The following is a 19,236-nucleotide window of genomic DNA, read 5'->3' as shown; positions in this document are numbered from 1 at the left end:
CCTGGCGTTAAACAGTGGCCGGCGTGTTCGATGCAGTGCGGCCGGGTGAATGGATGCCCAGTACCAGCAACGCAGCCAGTACCGTAGTGGCGGACAGCAGGTACAAACCGGCTGCCGGGGAATGGAAGGCGCCTTCGGCCCAGTGCTTGATGACCGGTGCGATAAAGCCGCCGAGGGCACCGAAGGAGTTGATCAGCGCAATGCCCGCTGCCGCAGCGCTGCCCGCCAGGTAGCTCGACGGAAAGGTCCAGAACACCGGCTGCACCGCGATAAAACCCGAGGCGGCAAAACACAGGGCGAGCATGCCCAGCAACGGGTTGGTGAAGGTCACCGAGCAAGCGATGCCGGCAGCGGCCATCAATAACGTCAGGCAGGCGGTGCGGCGGCGCTCGCCGGTGCGGTCGGAATAACCGGGAATCCACCACGCAGCAAACAGCGCGCAGATCCACGGAATCGCCGAGACCAGCCCGACCATCAAGCCGACCTTGGTGCCGAGCAGGTCGCCCACTTGGGTCGGCAGGTAAAACACCACGCCGTAGACGCTGGCCTGGATCAGCAAATACACCAGGCACAGGTACAGCACCGATGGCTGGCACAGCACGTTGAGCAGGCTGCGGCCGTGGGAGGTTTTGTGTTGGTCTTCTGCATCCAGCAAGGTCTGGATTTGCTCGCGCTCATCCGCGCTCAGCCACTTGGCATCGGCGGGACGGTTGTCCAGGTACCAGTAGGCCCAGATGCCCACGGCGGTGGCCATCAGGCCTTCCACCGCGAACAGCCACTGCCAGCCATGGATGCCAGCGAAGCCGTCCATCTCCAGCAGCAAACCGGACAGCGGGCTGCCGAAGATAAATGCCAGGGGCGCACCAAAGTAGAAGAAACCCATGGCCTTGCCGCGTACGGCCTGGGGGAACCAGTAGGTGAGGTAGAGGATCACGCCGGGGAAGAAGCCGGCTTCGGCCACACCGAGCAAGAAACGCAGCAGGTAAAAACTGGTTTCGTTGTGGGCAAACACCATCGCCGCCGAAATCAGGCCCCAACTGACCATGATGCGGCACATCCACAGGCGGGCGCCGACACGGTGCAGGATCAGGTTGCTTGGCACTTCCAGCAGCGCGTAGCCGACAAAGAACACACCGGCGCCGAAGGCGAACGCGGCATCGCTCAAGCCGGTGTCGGCCTGGAAGGCTTGTTTGGCGAACCCGACATTGGCGCGGTCGAGAAACGCCATGATGTACATCAACAGCAGGAAGGGCAGCAGCCGCCAGGAAATCTTGGCGAGCAGGGGCGCGGGCAGGGTTTTCATGATGGAGTCCGTTGTTTTGTTCTTATGGGACGGACTGTACGGCGACCGAGCAATGCGCTACAAATCGAATCTAGCTTACAAGTGATACCCTCAGGGTATCGATAATGAGGAATTCATGAGTAGTCCCGTCATCTCCCGCAGCCTGTTCAATCGCCTGCGCTACAAGCATCTGCACATGCTGGTGGCGCTCAGTTCCAGTCAGAACCTGCACCGTGCCTCCCAGGCCCTGAACATGTCGCAACCGGCGGCCACGCGCATGCTGCGCGAGATTGAGGACATGTTCGGTTGCGACCTGTTCGAACGCTTGCCACGGGGCATGCGGCCTACGGCGCTGGGCCAGGAGCTGATCCGCTTCGCCGAGTCGGCCCTCAGCGGCCTGGACCGTTGCGCCGAGGACTTGATGGCGCGCCAGCAGGGCGGCTACGGCTACTTGTCCATCGGCACCATCATGGGCGCCGCGCCGGACTTGGTGATGGACGCCATCGCGCAGATCAAAGCGCTCAACCCGCAACTGCGCATCCGCATCATGGGCGACACCAGCGACCAGGTGATCCAACTGCTCGAACAGGGCCGCATCGACCTGGCCATCACCCGGCGCAACGCCGCCACTGACAGCGAGCACTACAGTTTCGAGCCTCTGGGCAACGAGCGAATGCTGGTGGTCGTGCATGCCGGGCACCGGCTGGCGCAACGTAAACACCTGGACCTGGCGGAACTGGTGCGCGACTGGCCATGGATCCTGCAACCGCAAACCAGCCCGGCGCGCATCGGCTTCGACCAGGCGTTGCAGGACCTGGCACTGCCAAGCCCGGCGGACATTATCGAATGCAGCTCGGTGTACTCCATGCAGCAGTTGATCCAACTGACCGACGCAGTGATGGTGCTGTCGGAAAGCGCCCTGCGCGATTACCTGAAGATGGGCCTGGTGGTGGCGCTGCCGGTGGCCCTGGATGTGCGCCTGGCACCGTTCGGCATGTTGCTGCGCAAGGGCGAGGGGGTGAGCCGGGAATTGGGGCTGTTTATGGATTTGCTGCGACAGAAAGCGGCGATGCTCTAAACGCAATGTTGAAAAGGGCATGGTGTCGCGGCAGGATATTAAATAGAATGAATCTCATTTGAGACTCACTCGCGCCGTGCAGGTTGCTTGCCATGAATGATGCTGTTGTCCCGACGCATGCCCCTGAACTGACGCTGTCAAGCTTGTACCGTGACCATCGCAGTTGGCTGGAAAGCTGGCTGCGCCGGCGCCTGGGCAATGCCTGGGATGCGGCGGACCTGAGCCAGGATACGTTCCTGCGTGTACTGGCCAGTGCCCAGCCGATTGCACAGATGCAGGAGCCGCGGGCGTATCTAGTGACGGTGGGTAAGCGCCTGTTGGTGAATTTTCATCAGCGTCGCAGCCTGGAACAGGCGTATATGAACGCCCTGGCCAGCTTGCCCGAAGCCTGTGTGCCGTCCCCCGAACAGCGCTGGCTGATGCTGGAAACCCTGCAAGCCCTGGATGAATTGCTCGATGGCTTGCCCGTGCTGGTGCGCCGCGCCTTTTTGTGGAGCCAACTGGAGGGCCTCGGGTACCGCGAGATTGCCGAACGGCTGGACGTGTCCGAGCGCACGGTCAAGCGTTACATGGCCCAGGCCTACGAACATTGCCTGCTGGTGGAACTGTGAGCCGCGACGTCGCCCGTGCTGCCGCCCAGTGGCTGGCGCTGCTGGAGTCCGGCGCGGCCACCGAGCGTGATCACGCCGCGCTGCAGCACTGGCGCGACAGCCATCCGCAACATGAACAGACCTGGCAGAAAGCCCAATCCCTGCGTCAACGCTTCAGCGGCTTGCCCCAGGCACTGGCGATGGCCAGCCTCGACCGCCCGCAACCGGGCCGGCGTGCGGTGCTCAAGCGCGCATTGGGCGTGGCGGCGCTGCTGCCGACGGCTTGGCTGATCAGCCGCCAGTTGCCCATCGACACTTGGCGGGCCGACTTGCATACCGCCACCGGCGAGCGAAAACGCCTGCCGTTGGCCGACGGTGCCAGCCTGCTGCTCAATACCGCCACGGCAGTAGACGTAGACCTGGCGCAGCGCCGCATCAGTCTGGTCGACGGTGAACTGGCGCTGACGGTGCCGGGCACGGCGGCGATGACCGTGCACACCCGCTACGGTGAACTGCGGCTCAGCCAGGCTGAACTTTGTGTTCGGCAACTGGCGTCCGGTTGTCTGGTGTCGGTGCTCAAGGGCATGGTGCAGGTGCGCGACCTGAACGGCCGGACGGCGACCTTGCAGGCAGGCCAGCAAGCGCCGCTCAAGGCCAGTGGACTTGGCGCCTGGGTGCCGTTTGATGTGTTGCAACTCGGTTGGCGCGACGGTGTGCTGACCGCGCAGAACCAGGCGTTGGGGGATTTTCTGCGGGAATTGGAGCGCTATCGTCCGGGTGTGTTGCGCTGGGAGCCTCGGCTTGAAGCGTTGCGGGTGACCGGCAGTTTTCGCCTGGACGACACTGATCGCATCCTCAACCTGCTGGCCTCGACCCTTGGCTTTGAGGTGCAGGCGCGCACGCGGTATTGGGTCACACTCAGCTGAGAGCGATCTTGCCCGCTCACCACAACAGCTTTTATATATCTATATCGAATAAATAAAGAGTTATATATTCCTTTTAATGTCTCTACCGATAGCGCACTTTGAGGGCCTGCGCATTCGTGCGGATTGACCCAACAACCAAAAGGAAAGCCGACATGACTATTAAAGCGATCAACGTGCGCAACCAGTTCAAGGGCGTGATCAAGGAAATCCTGCTGGGCGAAGTGGTGTCGGAGATCGACGTGCAAACCGCGTCCGGCATTGTGACGTCGGTGATCACCACCCGCTCGGTGCGCGACCTGGAATTGAAAGTGGGCAGCGAAGTGATTGCCTTTGTGAAGTCCACCGAAGTGTCTATCGCCAAGCTGTAGACCCTAGCCCCCGCCATTGCAGCGGGGGCCATTTTTTTGCGCGTTTCAGCGGTTGCGCAAACTGCGCTCCATACGCTGCAAGCCTTCCTCCAGCATGACCCGTGGGCAACCGAAGTTCAGGCGCACGAACTGCTGGCTGTCATCACCGAATTCGATCCCTGCGCTCAACCCGACCTTGGCCTGTTCGAGGAAAAATTGCTGTGGGTCATCCAGGCCCAGGGCGCTGCAATCGAGCCAGGCGAGGAAGGTGCCTTGGGGGGCATGCATCACCACGCCCGGCAAGCGCGTTTGCACAGCGTCGAGCAGGTAATCGCGGTTGGCTTGCAGGTACTGTTTCAACGCTTCCAGCCATTCGCCGCACTGGCTGTAGGCGGCGCGGGTGGCTTCCAGGCCCAGGGGGCTGACGCTGTCGACCATGCCGCAACGGGCGTGGTTGAAACGCTCGCGAATCTCGGCGTTCTGGATCACCGCAAAACAGGTCTTCAAGCCTGCCACGTTATAGGCCTTGCTCGCCGACATCAGGGTGATGGTGCGCTGGGCAATCTCGGGGCTGAGGCTGGCGGTGGGGATGTGGCGGCGGCCGTCGAAGCACAGCTCTGCGTGGATTTCGTCGCTGATGATCAGCGCGCCGTTGTCCAGGCAGGCCGTGGCCACGGCCAGCAGTTCTTCACGGGGGAAGACCTTGCCCATCGGGTTGTGCGGGTTGCTCAACAGCAGGGCGCCGGCGCCGGTCAAGGCCTCGCGCATGGCGGCCATTGGCGTGATGTATTCACCGTCGATCAATTCGAATGGGACTTCGATGCGCGGCAGGTTCCAGTGCCCCGGCGCCAGGCGAATCGGCCGGTAGTTGGGCGTTTGCAGCACCACCGGCTGGCCCGGTTGTACAAAGGCGTGCAGCGCCATGTTGAAGCCGGGCTCGACGCCGGGCAGGAACAGCAATTCGTCAGGTTGCACGCGCCAGGCGTACTTGGCCCACAGGTCGGCGACGATGGCTTCGCGCACATCCGGGCCGGCCACGCTGTAGCCGAGGATCTGCTGGTCCAGGCGCTCGTGCAGGGCTTGCAGAATGGCAGGCGGCGCGGCGATGTCCATGTCGGCGATCCACATTGGCAGCACATCGGCCGGGTAGCGGTTCCACTTGGTGCTGCCGGTGCCGAGGCGGGGGTGGATCGTGTCGAAATCAAAACTCATGGAGGGGCTCGCGGTTGAAAGGGCCTGTGACAGAGCGCCGATTCTAACCGCATGCCGGGTTTATCGCACCCGGCACGCCAGGTAATCCGGGGTCGTCACAGACCTCGGGTTGCGCCAATGGGCAGTAACGCGGCCCTTAGTCAATAAAGCCAAAAACATCCTCGGCCATCTGTTTGCTCAAGACGCCCTGGGTTCCGTCCTCCGTCACCAGTTGAAATGTCCCATCCGGGTTGACATCAATGGCGGTAGCGCTGGCCAGACTGGACGAAACCCCTGGTTTTTTTACGATGTCCAGCAGCGGTTGTCTGCCATCCACGGTCTGCCCCAGAACAGTGGCCATACCTACGACCGACTTGGAGTTGCTGCCGCCCACAAAGATGACTTTTGCGTCGCTACCCAATGACTGTTCCAGCTTCGCAAGCTCTCGCGATGCGCTCAGGCTGCCAAGACCGTTCTCGACATTACTGCCGAGCAGATGCATCAGGGTACGTTTTTGAAAAACACCGTTTCTAAGGTCGGTTAGAACGATGAGCGCTGAGCAGTCTGACAGTCCGCGTGTAGACAGTACGGCGTTGCCGCCCTCCAGGGTTTCGCTGGCGCCTGCGGGAACGTAAACGGTCGGCGGCTTGACGGGCGCATCAGGCCTGGGAACCCGTAGGGCAGGTGCGGGTAATTCGTAACTGTGCGGGTAAGCAGTTTTCGGTTTTTCGATCAGGGCATCCAGCCATTCTTGCTTGGTTGGGCTCCCCAGGCCTGTAGCGCCACTGCCGTCCACGATCTTTATTCCCTGGGCCTCCCATTGGCGCATGACTTCGTCCAGTTTGCCGGTGTACTGACTGGCAGGGCATGCAATATCGGCCCAGGGGTCGACAATCCATGCGTCACCCCATTCGGGGCCGGAAAAGTCCACCGTCGCACCGGGCAGCTCTGCGGGGCCGCCCACCACGGTAAATGCATGCTCATTCCCAGCCCTCCATTCATAGGCTCTGCCGCCGCTGCTGTTGATCGTGTCTTTGGCCAACAGGCTCATCTCGCCGCAGTTTCCAACGCCGCTCTTGAGCGCCATCGTCGCACGCTCCGGCGCTCCGGATGGGTGGGTACGTCGCATCCATTGCAGGGTCTGATGCGCAGCCCTTGCTCGTGCCACGTCATCGGCGGAGCGCACCAGATTGCCTGGGCCAAGCCCCGTGGCCTTGAACTGCTGGGTTACTGCCTCTTTTGCCCGGGTCGCAAAAAATTCATTTTTTTGCGAAACCGACAGCGTGTTGAAGTTGCGGGGTTTGGTCAGCGGTCGAACCTTCGCGGTTTTCAGTGCGATGACCTGTTTCTCAATAGCCCCTCTTGCCTGTAGTTCGTACACGACCTCACGCTTCTGGCTGCTGCTCATTTTTGCCAGCTCGGTTTTCAGCTCATTGATCTGCGGGTCTGTGTAGCCTGACTTTTTCAAGTCGGCGAGAGCCTTATCGAGGGGTGGCAATGCGACAAAATCGGCGTCGATCGGCAGGGCGGCAGAGCCTTGGCGTGCGTAGAGTTCGGCGCGGTATTTCTTGCCCAGCTCAGTATTGAAGTCGTTAAGGTCACATTTGATGAAGCGCACCTCCCCGGTCTGACCTGGGGTTATTTTTGCTGTATAGAATTGCGCAGTGTCTGCCTCGATCACCAGGTATTGAGCCGTGTCACCCGCTACTGGACTGGTGACGACGATGCCTCTGAGTTCGCGCGAGTCTTTACAGACGCTGCTGATATTTCCCAGCTTTACGACATAGGTATGGTCACGCAGGAATTCACTTTCGGTCCTGTCAACCATGCCGAATCGGGCATCCTTGGTGATAGTGCCGGTGACGATCGACTTGTATTCGATGAAGGGTTTGCCCTGAACTGGCACCAGTTTACTGCCCACCTCGGTCTCGACCACTTCATTCAAGCGTCTTTCGGCAACCACGAACCGCTTACTGTTAAACAGTGATTTTCGCGCGGCTGGGTACAGGCGTGTATGTTCCAGAGATTGCAGTTCTTTTGCTTTATCTTCGGTTAAGTCAGCCAAGGATTTGACGAAACACAGACTACTTGTGTCTCGTCGCATTCTTCCAGAGAAGGACATGGGGGCCGGACAGAATTCTTCGAAACGGTCCAGGCTGCCAGGGCGCGCCGTGGTAGCGAGATCGGTCAACCGATCCGGCTCGCTGGATTCGTAGCGATAGACTTTTTCACCCGCAACCAGATCGAACCCGTCGGAGCGAGCCACGGTGTACGCATCGGGCGGCATCGGTCGTTCAAGCACGAGGGCCGTGGTACCGTCGGAAAAACGCTCGCGTTGCACGGGCAGGTGAGCCTCGGTGATGATCTCCCTGGATACGCCGTTGTTCACCAGCACGCCGGTTGCTTCGCGGGCCGCGGGGCGTGCGAGCGGCCTGGAGGTCGGCCGCACAAAGGGATCTTCGGGGACTTCTGCGGCGTTGCAGGAGAACAGCGCGTTGAGCACACCATCCAGCATTTTGCTTGAGCCGTCGCTTCGTTCGGCTTCGGTATCGCCCGTGTCGGACTTTTCCGCCCCAATTACAGCCTCCGCGAGGCTGGTAACAACGGCAGCTGCGGCGACTGGAGCGGCAATCGGAGCCAGTTTGGCCAGTAACTCGGCGGCAACAGACAGATCGTTGAGCCAGGTATCGCGGGTGACTTCACTGTTGGATTTGATGGTGGTGTCCGCATCAGCACGCATGCGCTGGCTGGTGGCTTTCGTCACTGTGCTGAAAACGTCCTCGTGGATCACGAAGTTGCCCTGATCGATATGGTTACCTTCCAGGTTGTCTGCGGAGCCCGTTGAGAGCCTATCGAGCAAGGAGTCGATGCCTTCTTTCGAACGATCTTTAGGCGCAAGCAGCCCATACAACGGAAGAAACTGCTCCAGCATCGTTTTCAACACGGGACTGGACGCTCTTTCCTGACGATCTGACAGGGTGAAATGGGACGCCAGGGCCTTGCGTTTGTCAGGGTTTTTGGCTTGATCAGCGATCCAGTTATCCATGCTCTCTAAAGAGTCAAAGCGTAAAAAATCCGGGTTGTTTCCAGGTATATACAGTATCTGACGGCCGTCCCGGCGCCCTTTGAGGTAGCGGTATTGGCCATCATCCAGCTCGGTGAAACGCAGGATGTCGTTGGACATGAGGCCGTTGATGTCGAAGGCATGTACGCGTACGACATGTTTTACCGGGCTGAGGGTCCTTATCTGTTCAAGGGACAGTTGTTGATGTACATCCAATGGCACATTGGCGGCAGCTTTCATGACCAGTTCATAGTCCTGGCGAGTAAAGCGTTGTTCCGCCGGTAGCGCTGCCCGTTCGGCCGGTGTGGCTTGTTCAGCGGCCTTCAATTGCTCTCGCGCCTTGAAAATAAACTGGCCTTTGACCGCCGCCCGATAGTCATCAGCGTGCTCTGTCCAGAAATTGTCGAGTTTTTGGGAGATCTGGTTTTGAAAGTCGGTTTTCCAGCTTTCATGCATCAGTTGCGAAGGTGACAGCGCAAGTTCGTTATGAGTGCCATACCCGCCGTTTTTACTTTTGCCCGGGCCGTCTGTATACAGGCCGGCTTCGGAATCGAGGTTGCCGGGGACCCAGTCGTCCTCCGAGAAGTTGTGTAACAAAGCGTCAGGCAGGCGCAGCGAAGAAGTCGGCTCTTCGTTCATATGTTCCCAGCCGGTGACGGTGTTCGCACTCTGGGAACCCTGGAATCGGTTGAGGTAGATCGTATCGGCATCGACCGTTTTGCCGGTGAGTTTGAGAACCAGGGCCTCGGCCCATTTTTTTGCTTCTGCGCGCAAGTTCGGCAAGTCGCGTGCGACGGTTGTCATCAGGTTTTTGTAGTCGGTCTTGTCTCGTCTCGAGCGCTTGATGGCGCTGCTGTAAACGTGTGCCTGGCGGTGCAGATTGTCCAGCGCCTCCGCCGTTCTTGCCCTGGCGGGCCGCAGCGCGTCGTTTGGCGCAGGCGGATCAAAGCTGCCTTTGTGCCGCAACTGATTGACCCTGGTACGAATGTCGGCCGCTGTGGTAGGCGCCTGCTCCCCGTAAAAGTTGGCGACCACCTCAAGCGGCGTGGCGATGAAACCATTGCCCGGGGCGATGCGCAGGCTTTGATCGGGGACGGGGGCAATAACGTTGGCAACGCTCAAGAGGACAGGGGCAATCTCTTTCCAGTCGGAATCATCGTTCAATGAAAAGACCCTCACTGAACTGTCGTCGCGGACCAGTAACTCACCCGTAGACGGCGTGAGTTCGATGAGCGCTGGGTCGATTTTTTGCTCGCGCATCCAGTCTGCTACCAGCGGGTGGTCGAGGAGGCCGCGATACATTTCCAGCCATTTGCCCAGCGTCGAGCCCTCAGGCGCACGAACCCAGGCGGCATCGCTGCCATCCGCTGTCTTGAGAAGCTCTGTGGCGTAAGCCTCGACCAAGCGTTGCTCGTCGATGTTTTGTGCGGCAGGTGGTTGAGGCTCAGGGGTGAGCGATTTCAGGACGGATTGTTGCCTTTCACGCGCTCGACGATAGTCGCCGCGAGGGTCGGCTACGCCGTCCACAAGAGCGCTGAACGTATTATTGCGATTGATTCGGGCACATTGATTGAAAGTGGCCAATGTTGAGCCCACAACCGGGCTTTCGCCGTAGAAAGCCATTACGTCAAACAGGCAGGCCCGTTTGGGTTGCGGGTAACTCCAGTGTCTGTCCAGTCCGGCGGCCAACGTCCTGACGGCTTCCAGGACCTGGGGTGAAGCCAGCTTCCAGCCTGATGCGTCGTTTGATTTAAAAACCTTTTCATCCCCATTAATCGTGCAATGCAGATCGCCACTGATGGGATCAATCGAGATGCTATTCAGGTTGATGGACTGGTCTACCGCAAATCGCGCAAAAGGCTCGGTGTTCAACGTGTGTCTAAAATGCTCTTGGGCCTTTGAGAAGGTTGAGTCTTCAGGGATGTCATGAATCATCAAATAAAAAATTTTATATGGGTCGCTGTTAAGCCCATCGACGTTGTTGATCAGAGCCTGACTGCAAAGTCTTGCCAAGGCACTGTCGCCGCGTTTGAGTTGCTGCGAAACATCCGAGGGGCGCGACGCGGTAAGGGCGGTGATTTCCTCAGGGGTCATTGCTCCGACAGCGCGTATTGCCTCGGCCTGTTTTCTGTAGTTGAAACTATCTGGAACGCGGCCCGGAAGGAGCGAATGAAACGTCCGGTATTCATTCAGAAAGTTGATAAAGAAGCGTGGAGAGCTTGAGCTTTCGTCGAAGCCGGCGTGGTAGAAGCGGCTGATGAGTTCGAGAGAGGCTCTGTTAACGCCAGGAAAGTCTATCGTCGCGACTTTGAGTGGCGTCAGTTGTTTTGCCGCCGTCAGCACTCGCGGAGCAACTGCGTACCAGCCGGACCTGTCGGTCAACGTAAAGACCGCGGGCTTGCCATTGCTGAGGCAGTTCAATGTGCCCGATGGCAAGGAAATCCGTACGGTGGTGACGTCAATCCCTTTACTGGCTGCAAAGGTTTTGAAGGGTTCGCCGGTGAGCAATGCCGAAAGCTTCGACCATGCCAGGCCGAAGGTTGAGAAGGGTGGGATATTGGACACGGTTTCTGGCGCTGGGAGCGCGCGTTTTTCCTCGATGGCGATATAGCGTTCGAGCATTGCGTTGGCCGACAGCAAGGCCAGTTCACTGTCGCCTTGGGTCACTATTGTGCGGGGAGAGGAATTGGTCTCGGTGGACGTGGGTTGCGCTCGGTCTGGGGCTAGAGCGCGCCGGTTGCGTGACAACACGTGTGCGGCGTCATACGCTACTGTCGCCGCACCTTGCAGGCTGTCGCTGATCAGTTGGGCATAGGTTTTTCGTACATCTTGGTGGCTGGGCTGATCCAGTAAATGAGCGACTGCCTGGGCCATTCCTGCGTCCTCCAGGGGGCTGCTCGATGCATGCATCAGGTAGAGGATCTGATCGGCAAGGTTGGGCTGGTTCACCGACGGGCGTTGTTCCAAGACACTCAGGACACGTTGTTCGGCAGATGCCGCCGCGCTCGATTGAGGCGGGCTGAAATGAGCGCTTGTGCCGCCAAGATCGGCGTGCATTTTGACTGCCAGTGTTTTCAGCACGTTTGAAACTATCGGTTCAGTGGCAGGTAAGTTCAGGTGTGTTGCGCTGGTGAGTGGTGCAATCTTTGTGTTGAGTGTGTTGACGTTTTTCATGTCGGGCTTCTCGCGTTGACCAATACTGACTTCAGGCGGGTTTCGCTGAGTGGCGCGCGGAGTGTGTAAGTTCCTGTGAGTTGTTCGGCCTGTTGGGCGCGAAATATCGCAGCGGCTTTTTCGGCTCCGTTCCATGACCGACAAGTTCTGTAATAAAAACGCCATCGCGCTGGGGATTAAATCTCCAGCGGGCTATTTTGGTGCATCTCAACAACTAGAGTAGCCATGGATGAAATACCAACCCTTCAGCCGTACCTTGATTGCCACTGCCCTGGTGTTGACGGTCAGTGGTGTACAGGCCGCTTCCCAGGCCCCGGTGGCCGGTGAAAATGGCATGGTGGTGACGGCCCAGCATTTGGCAACGCATGTCGGCGTGGATGTACTCAAGGCCGGCGGCAACGCAGTGGACGCGGCCGTGGCCGTGGGCTATGCGTTGGCGGTGGTGTATCCGGCGGCGGGTAACCTGGGCGGCGGCGGTTTCATGACCGTGCAACTGGCGGACGGGCGCAAGACCTTCCTCGACTTCCGCGAAAAAGCTCCGCTGGCAGCCACCGCCAACATGTACCTGGACAAGGACGGCAACGTCATCGAAGGCCTGAGCGCCAAGGGCCACCTGGCTGTCGGCGTGCCCGGCACCGTGTCCGGCATGGAGCTGGCGCTGAGCAAGTACGGCACCCTCAAGCGTGCCCAGGTGATTGCCCCGGCGATCAAGTTGGCAGAAAACGGCTTCGCCCTGGAACAAGGCGATATCGACCTGCTGCACACCGCCACCGGCGAGTTTGAAAAAGACCAGGACCTGCGCGGCATCTTCCTGCACAACGGCCAGCCGATGCAGGTCGGGCAGAAACTGGTGCAGAAAGACCTGGCCAAAACCCTCAAAGAAATCTCTGCCAAAGGCTCAGACGGTTTCTATAAAGGCTGGGTCGCCAAGGCCCTGGTGGACTCCAGCCAGGCAGGGAAGGGCATCATCACCCAGGCTGATCTCGACAAGTACAAGACCCGCGAACTGGCGCCCATCGAGTGCGACTACCGTGGCTACCACGTCGTTTCCGCGCCGCCGCCGAGCTCGGGCGGTGTAGTGATCTGCCAGATCATGAATATCCTCGAAGGCTACCCGATGGCCGACCTGGGCTATCACTCGGCCCAGGGCCTGCACTACCAGATCGAAGCCATGCGCCACGCCTATGTGGATCGCAACAGCTACCTCGGCGACCCGGACTTCGTGAAGAACCCGATCGAGCATCTGCTGGATAAAAACTACGCCGCCAAACTGCGCGCAGCCATCGAACCGCAAAAGGCCGGGGATTCGCAGGCGATCAAACCGGGCGTTTCGCCCCATGAAGGCAACAACACGACCCATTACTCCATCGTCGACAAGTGGGGCAATGCGGTCTCCGTCACCTACACCCTCAATGACTGGTTCGGCGCGGGCGTGATGGCGAGCAAGACCGGTGTGATCCTCAACGATGAAATGGACGACTTCACCGTCAAGGTCGGCGTGCCGAATATGTACGGGCTGGTGCAGGGTGAAGCCAACGCCATCGCCCCTGGCAAAGCGCCGCTGTCGTCGATGAGCCCGACCATCGTGACCAAGGATGGCAAGGCCGTGATGGTGGTGGGTACGCCGGGTGGCAGCCGCATTATCACTGCGACCTTGCTGACCATCTTGAACGTGATCGATTACAAGATGAACATCCAGGAAGCCGTGGACGCGCCGCGTTTCCACCAGCAGTGGATGCCGGACACCACCAACCTTGAGACCTTCGCGGTCAGCCCGGACACCCAGAAGCTCCTGGAAAGCTGGGGTCACAAGTTTGCAGGGCCGCAGGATGCCAACCATTTGGCGGCGATCCTGGTGGGCGCGCCTGCATTGGGCGGCAAGCCGGTGGGGAATAATCGTTTCTACGGGGCGAATGACCCGCGTCGCAATACGGGCCTGTCCCTGGGCTACTGAAGCCTGACGCGGTTAAAAATGTGGGAGGGGGCAGTGTTAAGGTTCAAGCAGGTGTTCCACTGCCGCAAACGCCGCAGCGCGGCGCGCCTCCCAATCCCCTCGAATCACCACCACCGGCTGCTGATGCTGCTGCATCCAGTCCAGGCTTTGCTGGAAAAACGCGCGGCGATCTTCCAGCTCCGGCTGGCAGCGTTGGCCATCGGCTGTCCACTCCACATCTTCCGGCGAGAGCAGCAGGTGCAGGTCGTAATGACGGGCCAGCAGCTCATCGTCGAGCCACGCCGGGTAGTCGCCGAACAGGGTCTTGCTCCACAGCGTGTTGGTGAGCAGGTGGGTGTCGAGAATCAGCAGGTTGGGTTGCTGTTTGCGGGCGGCATCTTCCCAGGCCAGTTGGCCGTGGGCGATGGCCGGGATGTCCGCCAGGGTGGTATCGCGCTGATGGTGGTCGATGAAATGGCGTACATATTCGCCGACCATCAACCCGCCGAAGTGTTTGTTCAACTCGGCAGCCAACCAGCTCTTACCGCTGGATTCGGGCCCCGCCAACACCACGACCTTCATGTGCGCAACGCCGGATCGGCGCGCCATTCGCGCCAGCCTTGTACAGCTATCACGGTGAATAGCGCATAGAGACCGGCGGTGAGGTACAGGCCTTTATAGAGGAACAGCCCGACGAAGATGACATCCACGGCAATCCACAGCGGCCAGCATTGCACGCGTTTCTGCGCCATCCACATTTGCGCCACCAGGCTGAAGCCGGTGAGGGCGGCGTCGAGCCAGGGTTGCGCGGCGTCGGTCCAGTGGGCCATGGCGGCGCCGAGCAGCAGGCTGCCCACCGCGCCGATCGCCAGGCTGGTCATGATGGCCGGCACGCCCAGGCTCGTGACCTGGCGGCCCTGCTTGACCTCGCCGGCGCGGGTCCACTGCCACCAGCCATAGACTTGCAGCGCGGCGTAGACCACTTGCAGCAGCATGTCGGAATAGAGTTTCACGTCGTAGAACACCCAGGTGTACAGCAACACCATCACCAGGCCGATGGGCCAGCACCAGGGGTTTTGCTTGACCGTGAGCCAGACAGCGATCACCCCCAGGGCGGCGGCGAACAGTTCAAGCCCGGACATGGCGATTCCTTGGGGGAGTGGGAGAGGGCGGTGATTGTAACCACAGGCCAGCAATCTTCAAAACACAGGAGAGCAAAGGTGGGAGGGGACAGGCCTCCTCCCACCTTTGGAGCAGTGTCAGACCTTGAACTGGCGCAGGAGGCCGTCGAGTTGCTCGCTCAAACCGCGCAAATGCACACTGGCCACGCTGGACTGCTCCGCCGCCAACGCCGTGCTATGGGACAACCCCGCCGCCTGGGTGACGTTCTGGTTGATGTCTTCCACCACATGGGCCTGTTGCAGGGTGGCACTGGCGATTGAGGCGTTCAGGCCGTTGAGGTTGTGCAGGGCCTGGCCGATGGCGGTCAGGCTGGCACCGGCCTGGCCCGCTTGCTCGATAGTCAGTTGCGAAGCGCTGTGGCTGTCGCTGATCACCTTGACCGCCGCTTCCGAGTGCCCTTGCAGGCGCTCGATCATCGCCTGGATTTCGGCGGTGGACTTCTGCGTGCGTTGGGCGAGCAGGCGGACTTCGTCGGCTACCACCGCAAACCCCCGGCCTTGCTCCCCGGCGCGAGCGGCTTCGATGGCGGCGTTCAGGGCCAGCAGGTTGGTCTGGTCGGCGATGGAGCGGATCACTTCCAGCACGCCACCGATCTGGGTGCTTTCGCTGGACAGCGTGCGGATCACTTCCACGGCCTGGCTGATGGTGCTGGAGAGCTGGTCGATCTGTTGCAGGCTACCGTCGATATTGACCTGGCCTTGTTGCGCTTGGGCCTGGGCGTCGCGCATTTCGCTGGCGGCGTGTTCAGCGTTCTTGGCCACGTCCTGCACGCCGTAGGTGACTTCGTTGATGGCGGTGGCCACCAGTTCCATCTGTTGCGACTGCTGCTGGCTGCGGTCATGGGCCTGGCTGGCGTTGTTGCCCAGCTCGGTAGAGGACTGGCCCAAGGCGTTGGCGCACACCTGCAACTGGCTCACCACCTGGCGCAGCTTGGCGGTGAAGCTGTTGAAGTGCTGGGACAGTTGGGTGACTTCGTCACGGCCGTGGGTGTCGAGGCTGCGGGTCAGGTCGCTTTCGCCGCTGGCGATATTGCCCATGGCATGCACCGCCGCCTGCAACGGCCGCACGATGCTGCGCGCAATCAGCGACACCAGCAGGCCCATCACCAGCGCAATGACCAGGCCGACCACTGAGGCTTTCCAGACCTGGGCGGTGAACTCGGCCTGGACGTCGTCTATATACACGCCGGAGCCGATAATCCAGCCCCAGGGTTCGAACAACTGGATATAGGAAGTCTTCGCCACGGGCGCCTGTGCGCCGGGCTTGGGCCAGCGATAGTTGACGATGCCGGCACCCTTGGCTTTTGCCAGGTTCACGAACTCGTTGAACACTGCAAACCCATCGGGATCGCGGATGGCCGAGAGGTTCTGGCCATCGAGCTTGGGGTTGGCCGGGTGCATGATCATCACGGGCGTGAGGTCGTTGATCCAGAAATAGTCGTCGTGGTTGTAACGCAACCCGCGCACCGCGCTCAGGGCTTGTTTCTGGGCCGCGTCGCGGGTCATGACGCCGGTGGTTTCCAGGCCGTGATAAAACGTCAGGATGCCACTGGCGGTCTGGACTACATGTTGGGTCTGTTGGCGCTTGGCTTGGTAAAGGTCGTCGTGGATCTGCTTGAGCATCAGTAAACCCAAGGTCAGCAGCATCAGCACGGCGACTATCAGGATCAGCCAGAGGCGTCGGCTAATCGACATATTGCGCAAACTGTTCATCGTCCTGGCACTCCGGGCTTTTTATAATTGTGGGCGTCGCATCGACTTTTACGCCTTGTCTGATAGGCTTTCGGCCTGTAATCGGAAAACCTGAGTACTGCCTGATTTTCACAGCATTTTTGCGGGCCGGTGTTGACCATCATCAACATTGGGCCTTCAGCGCGCGCGTCGTCAGTGAACCATTAAAAAAGACTAGTAAGGCATGCCATGGCGCATGACCTTTGGGGGAAGCATGGATTTTTGGACCGCCATTCAGGCATTGATTCTTGGTGTAGTGGAGGGGCTTACAGAGTTTCTGCCGATCTCCAGTACCGGCCACCAGATCATCGTCGCCGACTTGATTGGCTTCGGTGGTGAGCGCTTCGAAGCATTCAATATCATTATCCAGTTGGGTGCCATTCTGGCCGTCGTCTGGGAGTTTCGCCGCAAGATCCTGGATGTGGTCGTCGGTTTGCCGACTCAGCGCAATGCCCAGCGTTTCACCGTGAACCTGATCATCGCCGTGCTACCGGCCGTGGTGCTGGGGGTGATTTTCGCGAACGCGATCAAGCATTACCTGTTCAACCCGATCACGGTGGCTTCCGCCTTGGTGGTGGGGGGCGTGATCATGTTGTGGGCTGAGCGGCGCGAACATACCGTGCATGCTGAAACGGTCGATGACATCACCTGGAAAGATGCCCTCAAGGTCGGCTTTGCCCAGTGCCTGGCCATGATCCCCGGTACCTCGCGCTCCGGCGCTACCATCATCGGCGGCCTGTTGTTCGGCCTGTCACGCAAGACGGCCACCGAGTTCTCGTTTTTCCTGGCCATGCCGACCATGGTCGGCGCGGCGCTGTACTCGGGCTACAAGTACCGCGAGCTGTTCCAGCCGGCGGACCTGCCGGTGTTTGCCATCGGGTTTATCACCTCGTTTATTTTCGCGATGATCGCGGTCAAGGGCCTGCTCAAGTTCATCGCCAGCCATAGCTACGCGGCGTTTGCCTGGTACCGCATCGGTTTTGGCCTGCTGATCCTGGCGACCTGGCAGTTCGGTTGGATCGACTGGGCGGCGGCCAAGGCATGAGCATCCAGCACCCACGCTTGAAGGCGGCGCTCTTTGTGCTCTTGTGCGCGGCGCCGCTGTTGGGGTCGGCGCTGGTGTGGCAACGCGGCGAAACCGTGGTCCCGCTGGCGGCCTATGGCGTGGTCAGCGTGATCGCGTTTTTCCTGTACTGGAGTGACAAACGCAAAGCGCAGACCGACAGCTGGCGCACCCCGGAAAACATCCTCCACGCCGTGGAGCTGGCGGGCGGTTGGCCGGGGGCGTTGATTGCCCAGCAGGTGTTCCGGCACAAGACACGCAAGGTGTCTTTCCAAGTGCTGTTCTGGGCGATTGTTCTGCTGCACCAGGTGTTCTGGCTGGACCAGCTGTTCCTCGGCGGCACGTTACTGTCCGTCCTCTAGCAACAAGCCGATCTGCGTGCGCTTGGGCAATTTGCTCACCACCAATTGGTGGGAACGCTGCAACAAGCCACGCAGTTCCTCGGCGCCCAGCGGGTAGGGTGTGTTCATGATGATCCACTGCGCACGCGCCAGATACGGCGCCGGGTGGATGCCGGGACGGTCGACGTGGCCCAGGAACAGCTCCTTGTCGACCTTGAGCGCCAGCGAATCACCGCGCAGGTTTTGCAGGGCGAACATCTTGTTGCCGGCGATCGAGAACACCCGCACACCGCCCCATTTATAGTCTTCCCGCGCACCCGGCAGGCTCAGGCAGAAGGTGGCGACTTGTGCTTCGGTCATTTTCATAGCAGACGGTCTCCGCAGCTTTTAAAGCCTTCTTCCAGGTAATCGATCCAGGCACGAATGGCCGGCAGCACGCCGCGCCGGTGCGGGTACACGGCCTGTAACCAGCCGCCCGGCAGTGACCATTCCGGCAGCAGCTGCACCAACTGGCCGTTGGCCAATTCTTCCTCGCAATACATCATCGGCAGCACGGTGAAGCCCAGGCCCATGATGGCGCTGGCCTTGCGCACGTTGAAGTCATCAACGCCCAGGCGCGCCTCCATGATCAGGTCATGGGGCGTGCCCTGGGGGTCGAGAATACGTTGGTGCACCATGCGGTCCGCCTCCAGCGCGCCGAGTATCGGCAACTGCTTGAGGTCATCGAGGCTGCTGATCTGGCGGCCGTGCAAGAAGTTCGGGCTGGCAACCAGAGCGGTCTGGGCCGGGCGCAGGCGTTTGGTGACGAGCAACGGGTCTTCATCGCCCAGCTCGCGCACGCGCAGCGCGACGTCGATGCCTTCGGCCACCAGATCGACGCGGCGGTTGACCAGGGTCATTTCCAGCTGAACCTGAGGGTGCGCTGCGAGAAATCCAGCGACCACATCCGGCATGATGTTGTTTGCCAACCCCACCGGGCACGTCACCCGCAACCGGCCACGGGGTTCGCTGGACATGCTGGCCACGGCCTCATCGGCCATCTCGGCTTCCAGCAGCATTGCCTGGCAGTGGCGCAGGTAGCGCTCGCCGACGGCGGTGAGGGTCAGCTGGCGCGTGGTGCGTTGCAGCAGGCGCGCGCCCAGGCGTTCCTCCAGCTCGGCAATCCGCCTCGACAAGCGTGATTTGGGAATGCCCAGCAGCCGACCAGCGGCAGCGAAACCGCCGGCTTCGACGACTTTGGCAAAATAGTAGAGATCGTTGAGGTCTTGCATGGCGCGCCTATTGTCCTGTCAGTGGGACAAACTATCGCATTGCAGGCGGCTTATCGAGTATTGG

At 60.3% G+C, this 19,236-nt stretch carries 15 protein-coding genes; 7 read left to right on the top strand and 8 right to left on the bottom strand.

The genetic code is table 11. From position 1 onward, the window contains the following. Nucleotides 1-7: 7 nt before the first annotated feature. Nucleotides 8-1,303, bottom strand: coding sequence for an MFS transporter (locus DNK50_RS17595; protein ID WP_099583142.1), 1,296 nt, complete (start codon nt 1,301-1,303; stop codon nt 8-10). Between the two features lie 115 nt (nt 1,304-1,418). On the opposite strand from DNK50_RS17595, the gene DNK50_RS17590 reads away from it, so the two are divergent. The 4 genes from DNK50_RS17590 to DNK50_RS17575 all read left to right on the top strand — a co-directional run bounded on the left by DNK50_RS17590 (nt 1,419) and on the right by DNK50_RS17575 (nt 4,244). Then, on the top strand, nt 1,419-2,360 hold the full coding sequence (locus tag DNK50_RS17590) for a LysR family transcriptional regulator (RefSeq protein ID WP_112195434.1): 942 nt from the start codon (nt 1,419-1,421) through the stop codon (nt 2,358-2,360). Between the two features lie 92 nt (nt 2,361-2,452). Continuing rightward, entirely contained in the window at nt 2,453-2,971 is a 519-nt protein-coding gene (locus DNK50_RS17585; RefSeq protein WP_099583140.1) for a sigma-70 family RNA polymerase sigma factor, read from the top strand. Beyond that, the gene (locus tag DNK50_RS17580) at nt 2,968-3,876 is read left to right on the top strand and encodes a DUF4880 domain-containing protein (RefSeq protein ID WP_112195432.1); all 909 of its coding nucleotides are present in this window, start codon (nt 2,968-2,970) and stop codon (nt 3,874-3,876) included. The genes DNK50_RS17585 and DNK50_RS17580 overlap by 4 nt, the downstream gene beginning before the upstream one ends. Before the next feature lie 152 nt (nt 3,877-4,028). After that, on the top strand, nt 4,029-4,244 hold the full coding sequence (locus DNK50_RS17575) for a molybdopterin-binding protein (protein ID WP_003173733.1): 216 nt from the start codon (nt 4,029-4,031) through the stop codon (nt 4,242-4,244). 45 nt (nt 4,245-4,289) lie between these two features. Here the strand turns inward: DNK50_RS17575 and DNK50_RS17570 are convergent, their stop codons facing one another. Beyond that, nucleotides 4,290-5,435 carry a MalY/PatB family protein gene (locus tag DNK50_RS17570; RefSeq protein WP_099583138.1) on the bottom strand — a complete coding sequence of 382 codons (1,146 nt, stop codon included), beginning with the start codon at nt 5,433-5,435 and terminating at the stop codon, nt 4,290-4,292. Between the two features lie 136 nt (nt 5,436-5,571). Continuing rightward, nucleotides 5,572-11,652, bottom strand: a complete 6,081-nt coding sequence (locus DNK50_RS17565) for a dermonecrotic toxin domain-containing protein (RefSeq protein WP_112195430.1) — start codon at nt 11,650-11,652, stop codon at nt 5,572-5,574. A gap of 229 nt (nt 11,653-11,881) precedes the next feature. Here DNK50_RS17565 and ggt point away from each other — a divergent pair, with 229 nt between their 5' ends. Next, entirely contained in the window at nt 11,882-13,606 is a 1,725-nt protein-coding gene (gene ggt, locus DNK50_RS17560) for a gamma-glutamyltransferase (RefSeq protein WP_112195427.1), read from the top strand. Between the two features lie 36 nt (nt 13,607-13,642). Here the strand turns inward: ggt and DNK50_RS17555 are convergent, their stop codons facing one another. The 3 genes from DNK50_RS17555 to DNK50_RS17545 form a co-directional block, all read right to left on the bottom strand. Further along, complete coding sequence (locus DNK50_RS17555) at nt 13,643-14,167, bottom strand: AAA family ATPase (protein ID WP_112195426.1); 525 nt, start codon at nt 14,165-14,167, stop codon at nt 13,643-13,645. Further along, entirely contained in the window at nt 14,164-14,727 is a 564-nt protein-coding gene (pnuC, locus tag DNK50_RS17550; RefSeq protein ID WP_032891136.1) for a nicotinamide riboside transporter PnuC, read from the bottom strand. Before pnuC ends, DNK50_RS17555 begins: the two co-directional genes overlap by 4 nt. A 117-nt stretch (nt 14,728-14,844) precedes the next feature. Beyond that, nucleotides 14,845-16,479 (bottom strand): methyl-accepting chemotaxis protein, encoded by a 1,635-nt coding sequence (locus tag DNK50_RS17545; RefSeq protein ID WP_099583134.1) that lies wholly within the window; start codon nt 16,477-16,479, stop codon nt 14,845-14,847. Nucleotides 16,480-16,711: 232 nt separating this feature from the next. Here DNK50_RS17545 and DNK50_RS17540 point away from each other — a divergent pair, with 232 nt between their 5' ends. Both DNK50_RS17540 and DNK50_RS17535 read left to right on the top strand, forming a co-directional pair. Beyond that, complete coding sequence (locus tag DNK50_RS17540) at nt 16,712-17,542, top strand: undecaprenyl-diphosphate phosphatase (RefSeq protein ID WP_099583133.1); 831 nt, start codon at nt 16,712-16,714, stop codon at nt 17,540-17,542. Next, the gene (locus DNK50_RS17535) at nt 17,539-17,922 is read left to right on the top strand and encodes a DUF1294 domain-containing protein (protein ID WP_112195424.1); all 384 of its coding nucleotides are present in this window, start codon (nt 17,539-17,541) and stop codon (nt 17,920-17,922) included. Before DNK50_RS17540 ends, DNK50_RS17535 begins: the two co-directional genes overlap by 4 nt. On the opposite strand, the gene DNK50_RS17530 is transcribed toward DNK50_RS17535, so the two are convergent. Together DNK50_RS17530 and DNK50_RS17525 are read right to left on the bottom strand one after the other, a co-directional pair. Next, on the bottom strand, nt 17,905-18,267 hold the full coding sequence (locus DNK50_RS17530) for an MmcQ/YjbR family DNA-binding protein (protein WP_112195422.1): 363 nt from the start codon (nt 18,265-18,267) through the stop codon (nt 17,905-17,907). The genes DNK50_RS17535 and DNK50_RS17530 overlap by 18 nt on opposite strands. Then, nucleotides 18,264-19,172, bottom strand: a complete 909-nt coding sequence (locus DNK50_RS17525; RefSeq protein WP_099583130.1) for a LysR substrate-binding domain-containing protein — start codon at nt 19,170-19,172, stop codon at nt 18,264-18,266. Before DNK50_RS17525 ends, DNK50_RS17530 begins: the two co-directional genes overlap by 4 nt. Nucleotides 19,173-19,236 lie beyond the last annotated feature (64 nt).

Origin of the sequence: Pseudomonas sp. LG1E9 (assembly GCF_003290225.1) — a bacterium.
In the GTDB taxonomy this organism is placed as follows: Bacteria; Pseudomonadota; Gammaproteobacteria; order Pseudomonadales; family Pseudomonadaceae; genus Aquipseudomonas; species Aquipseudomonas cyclaminis.
The sequence above is the reverse complement of the archived record's forward strand: the minus strand, read 5'-3'. Positions and strand labels throughout refer to the sequence as shown.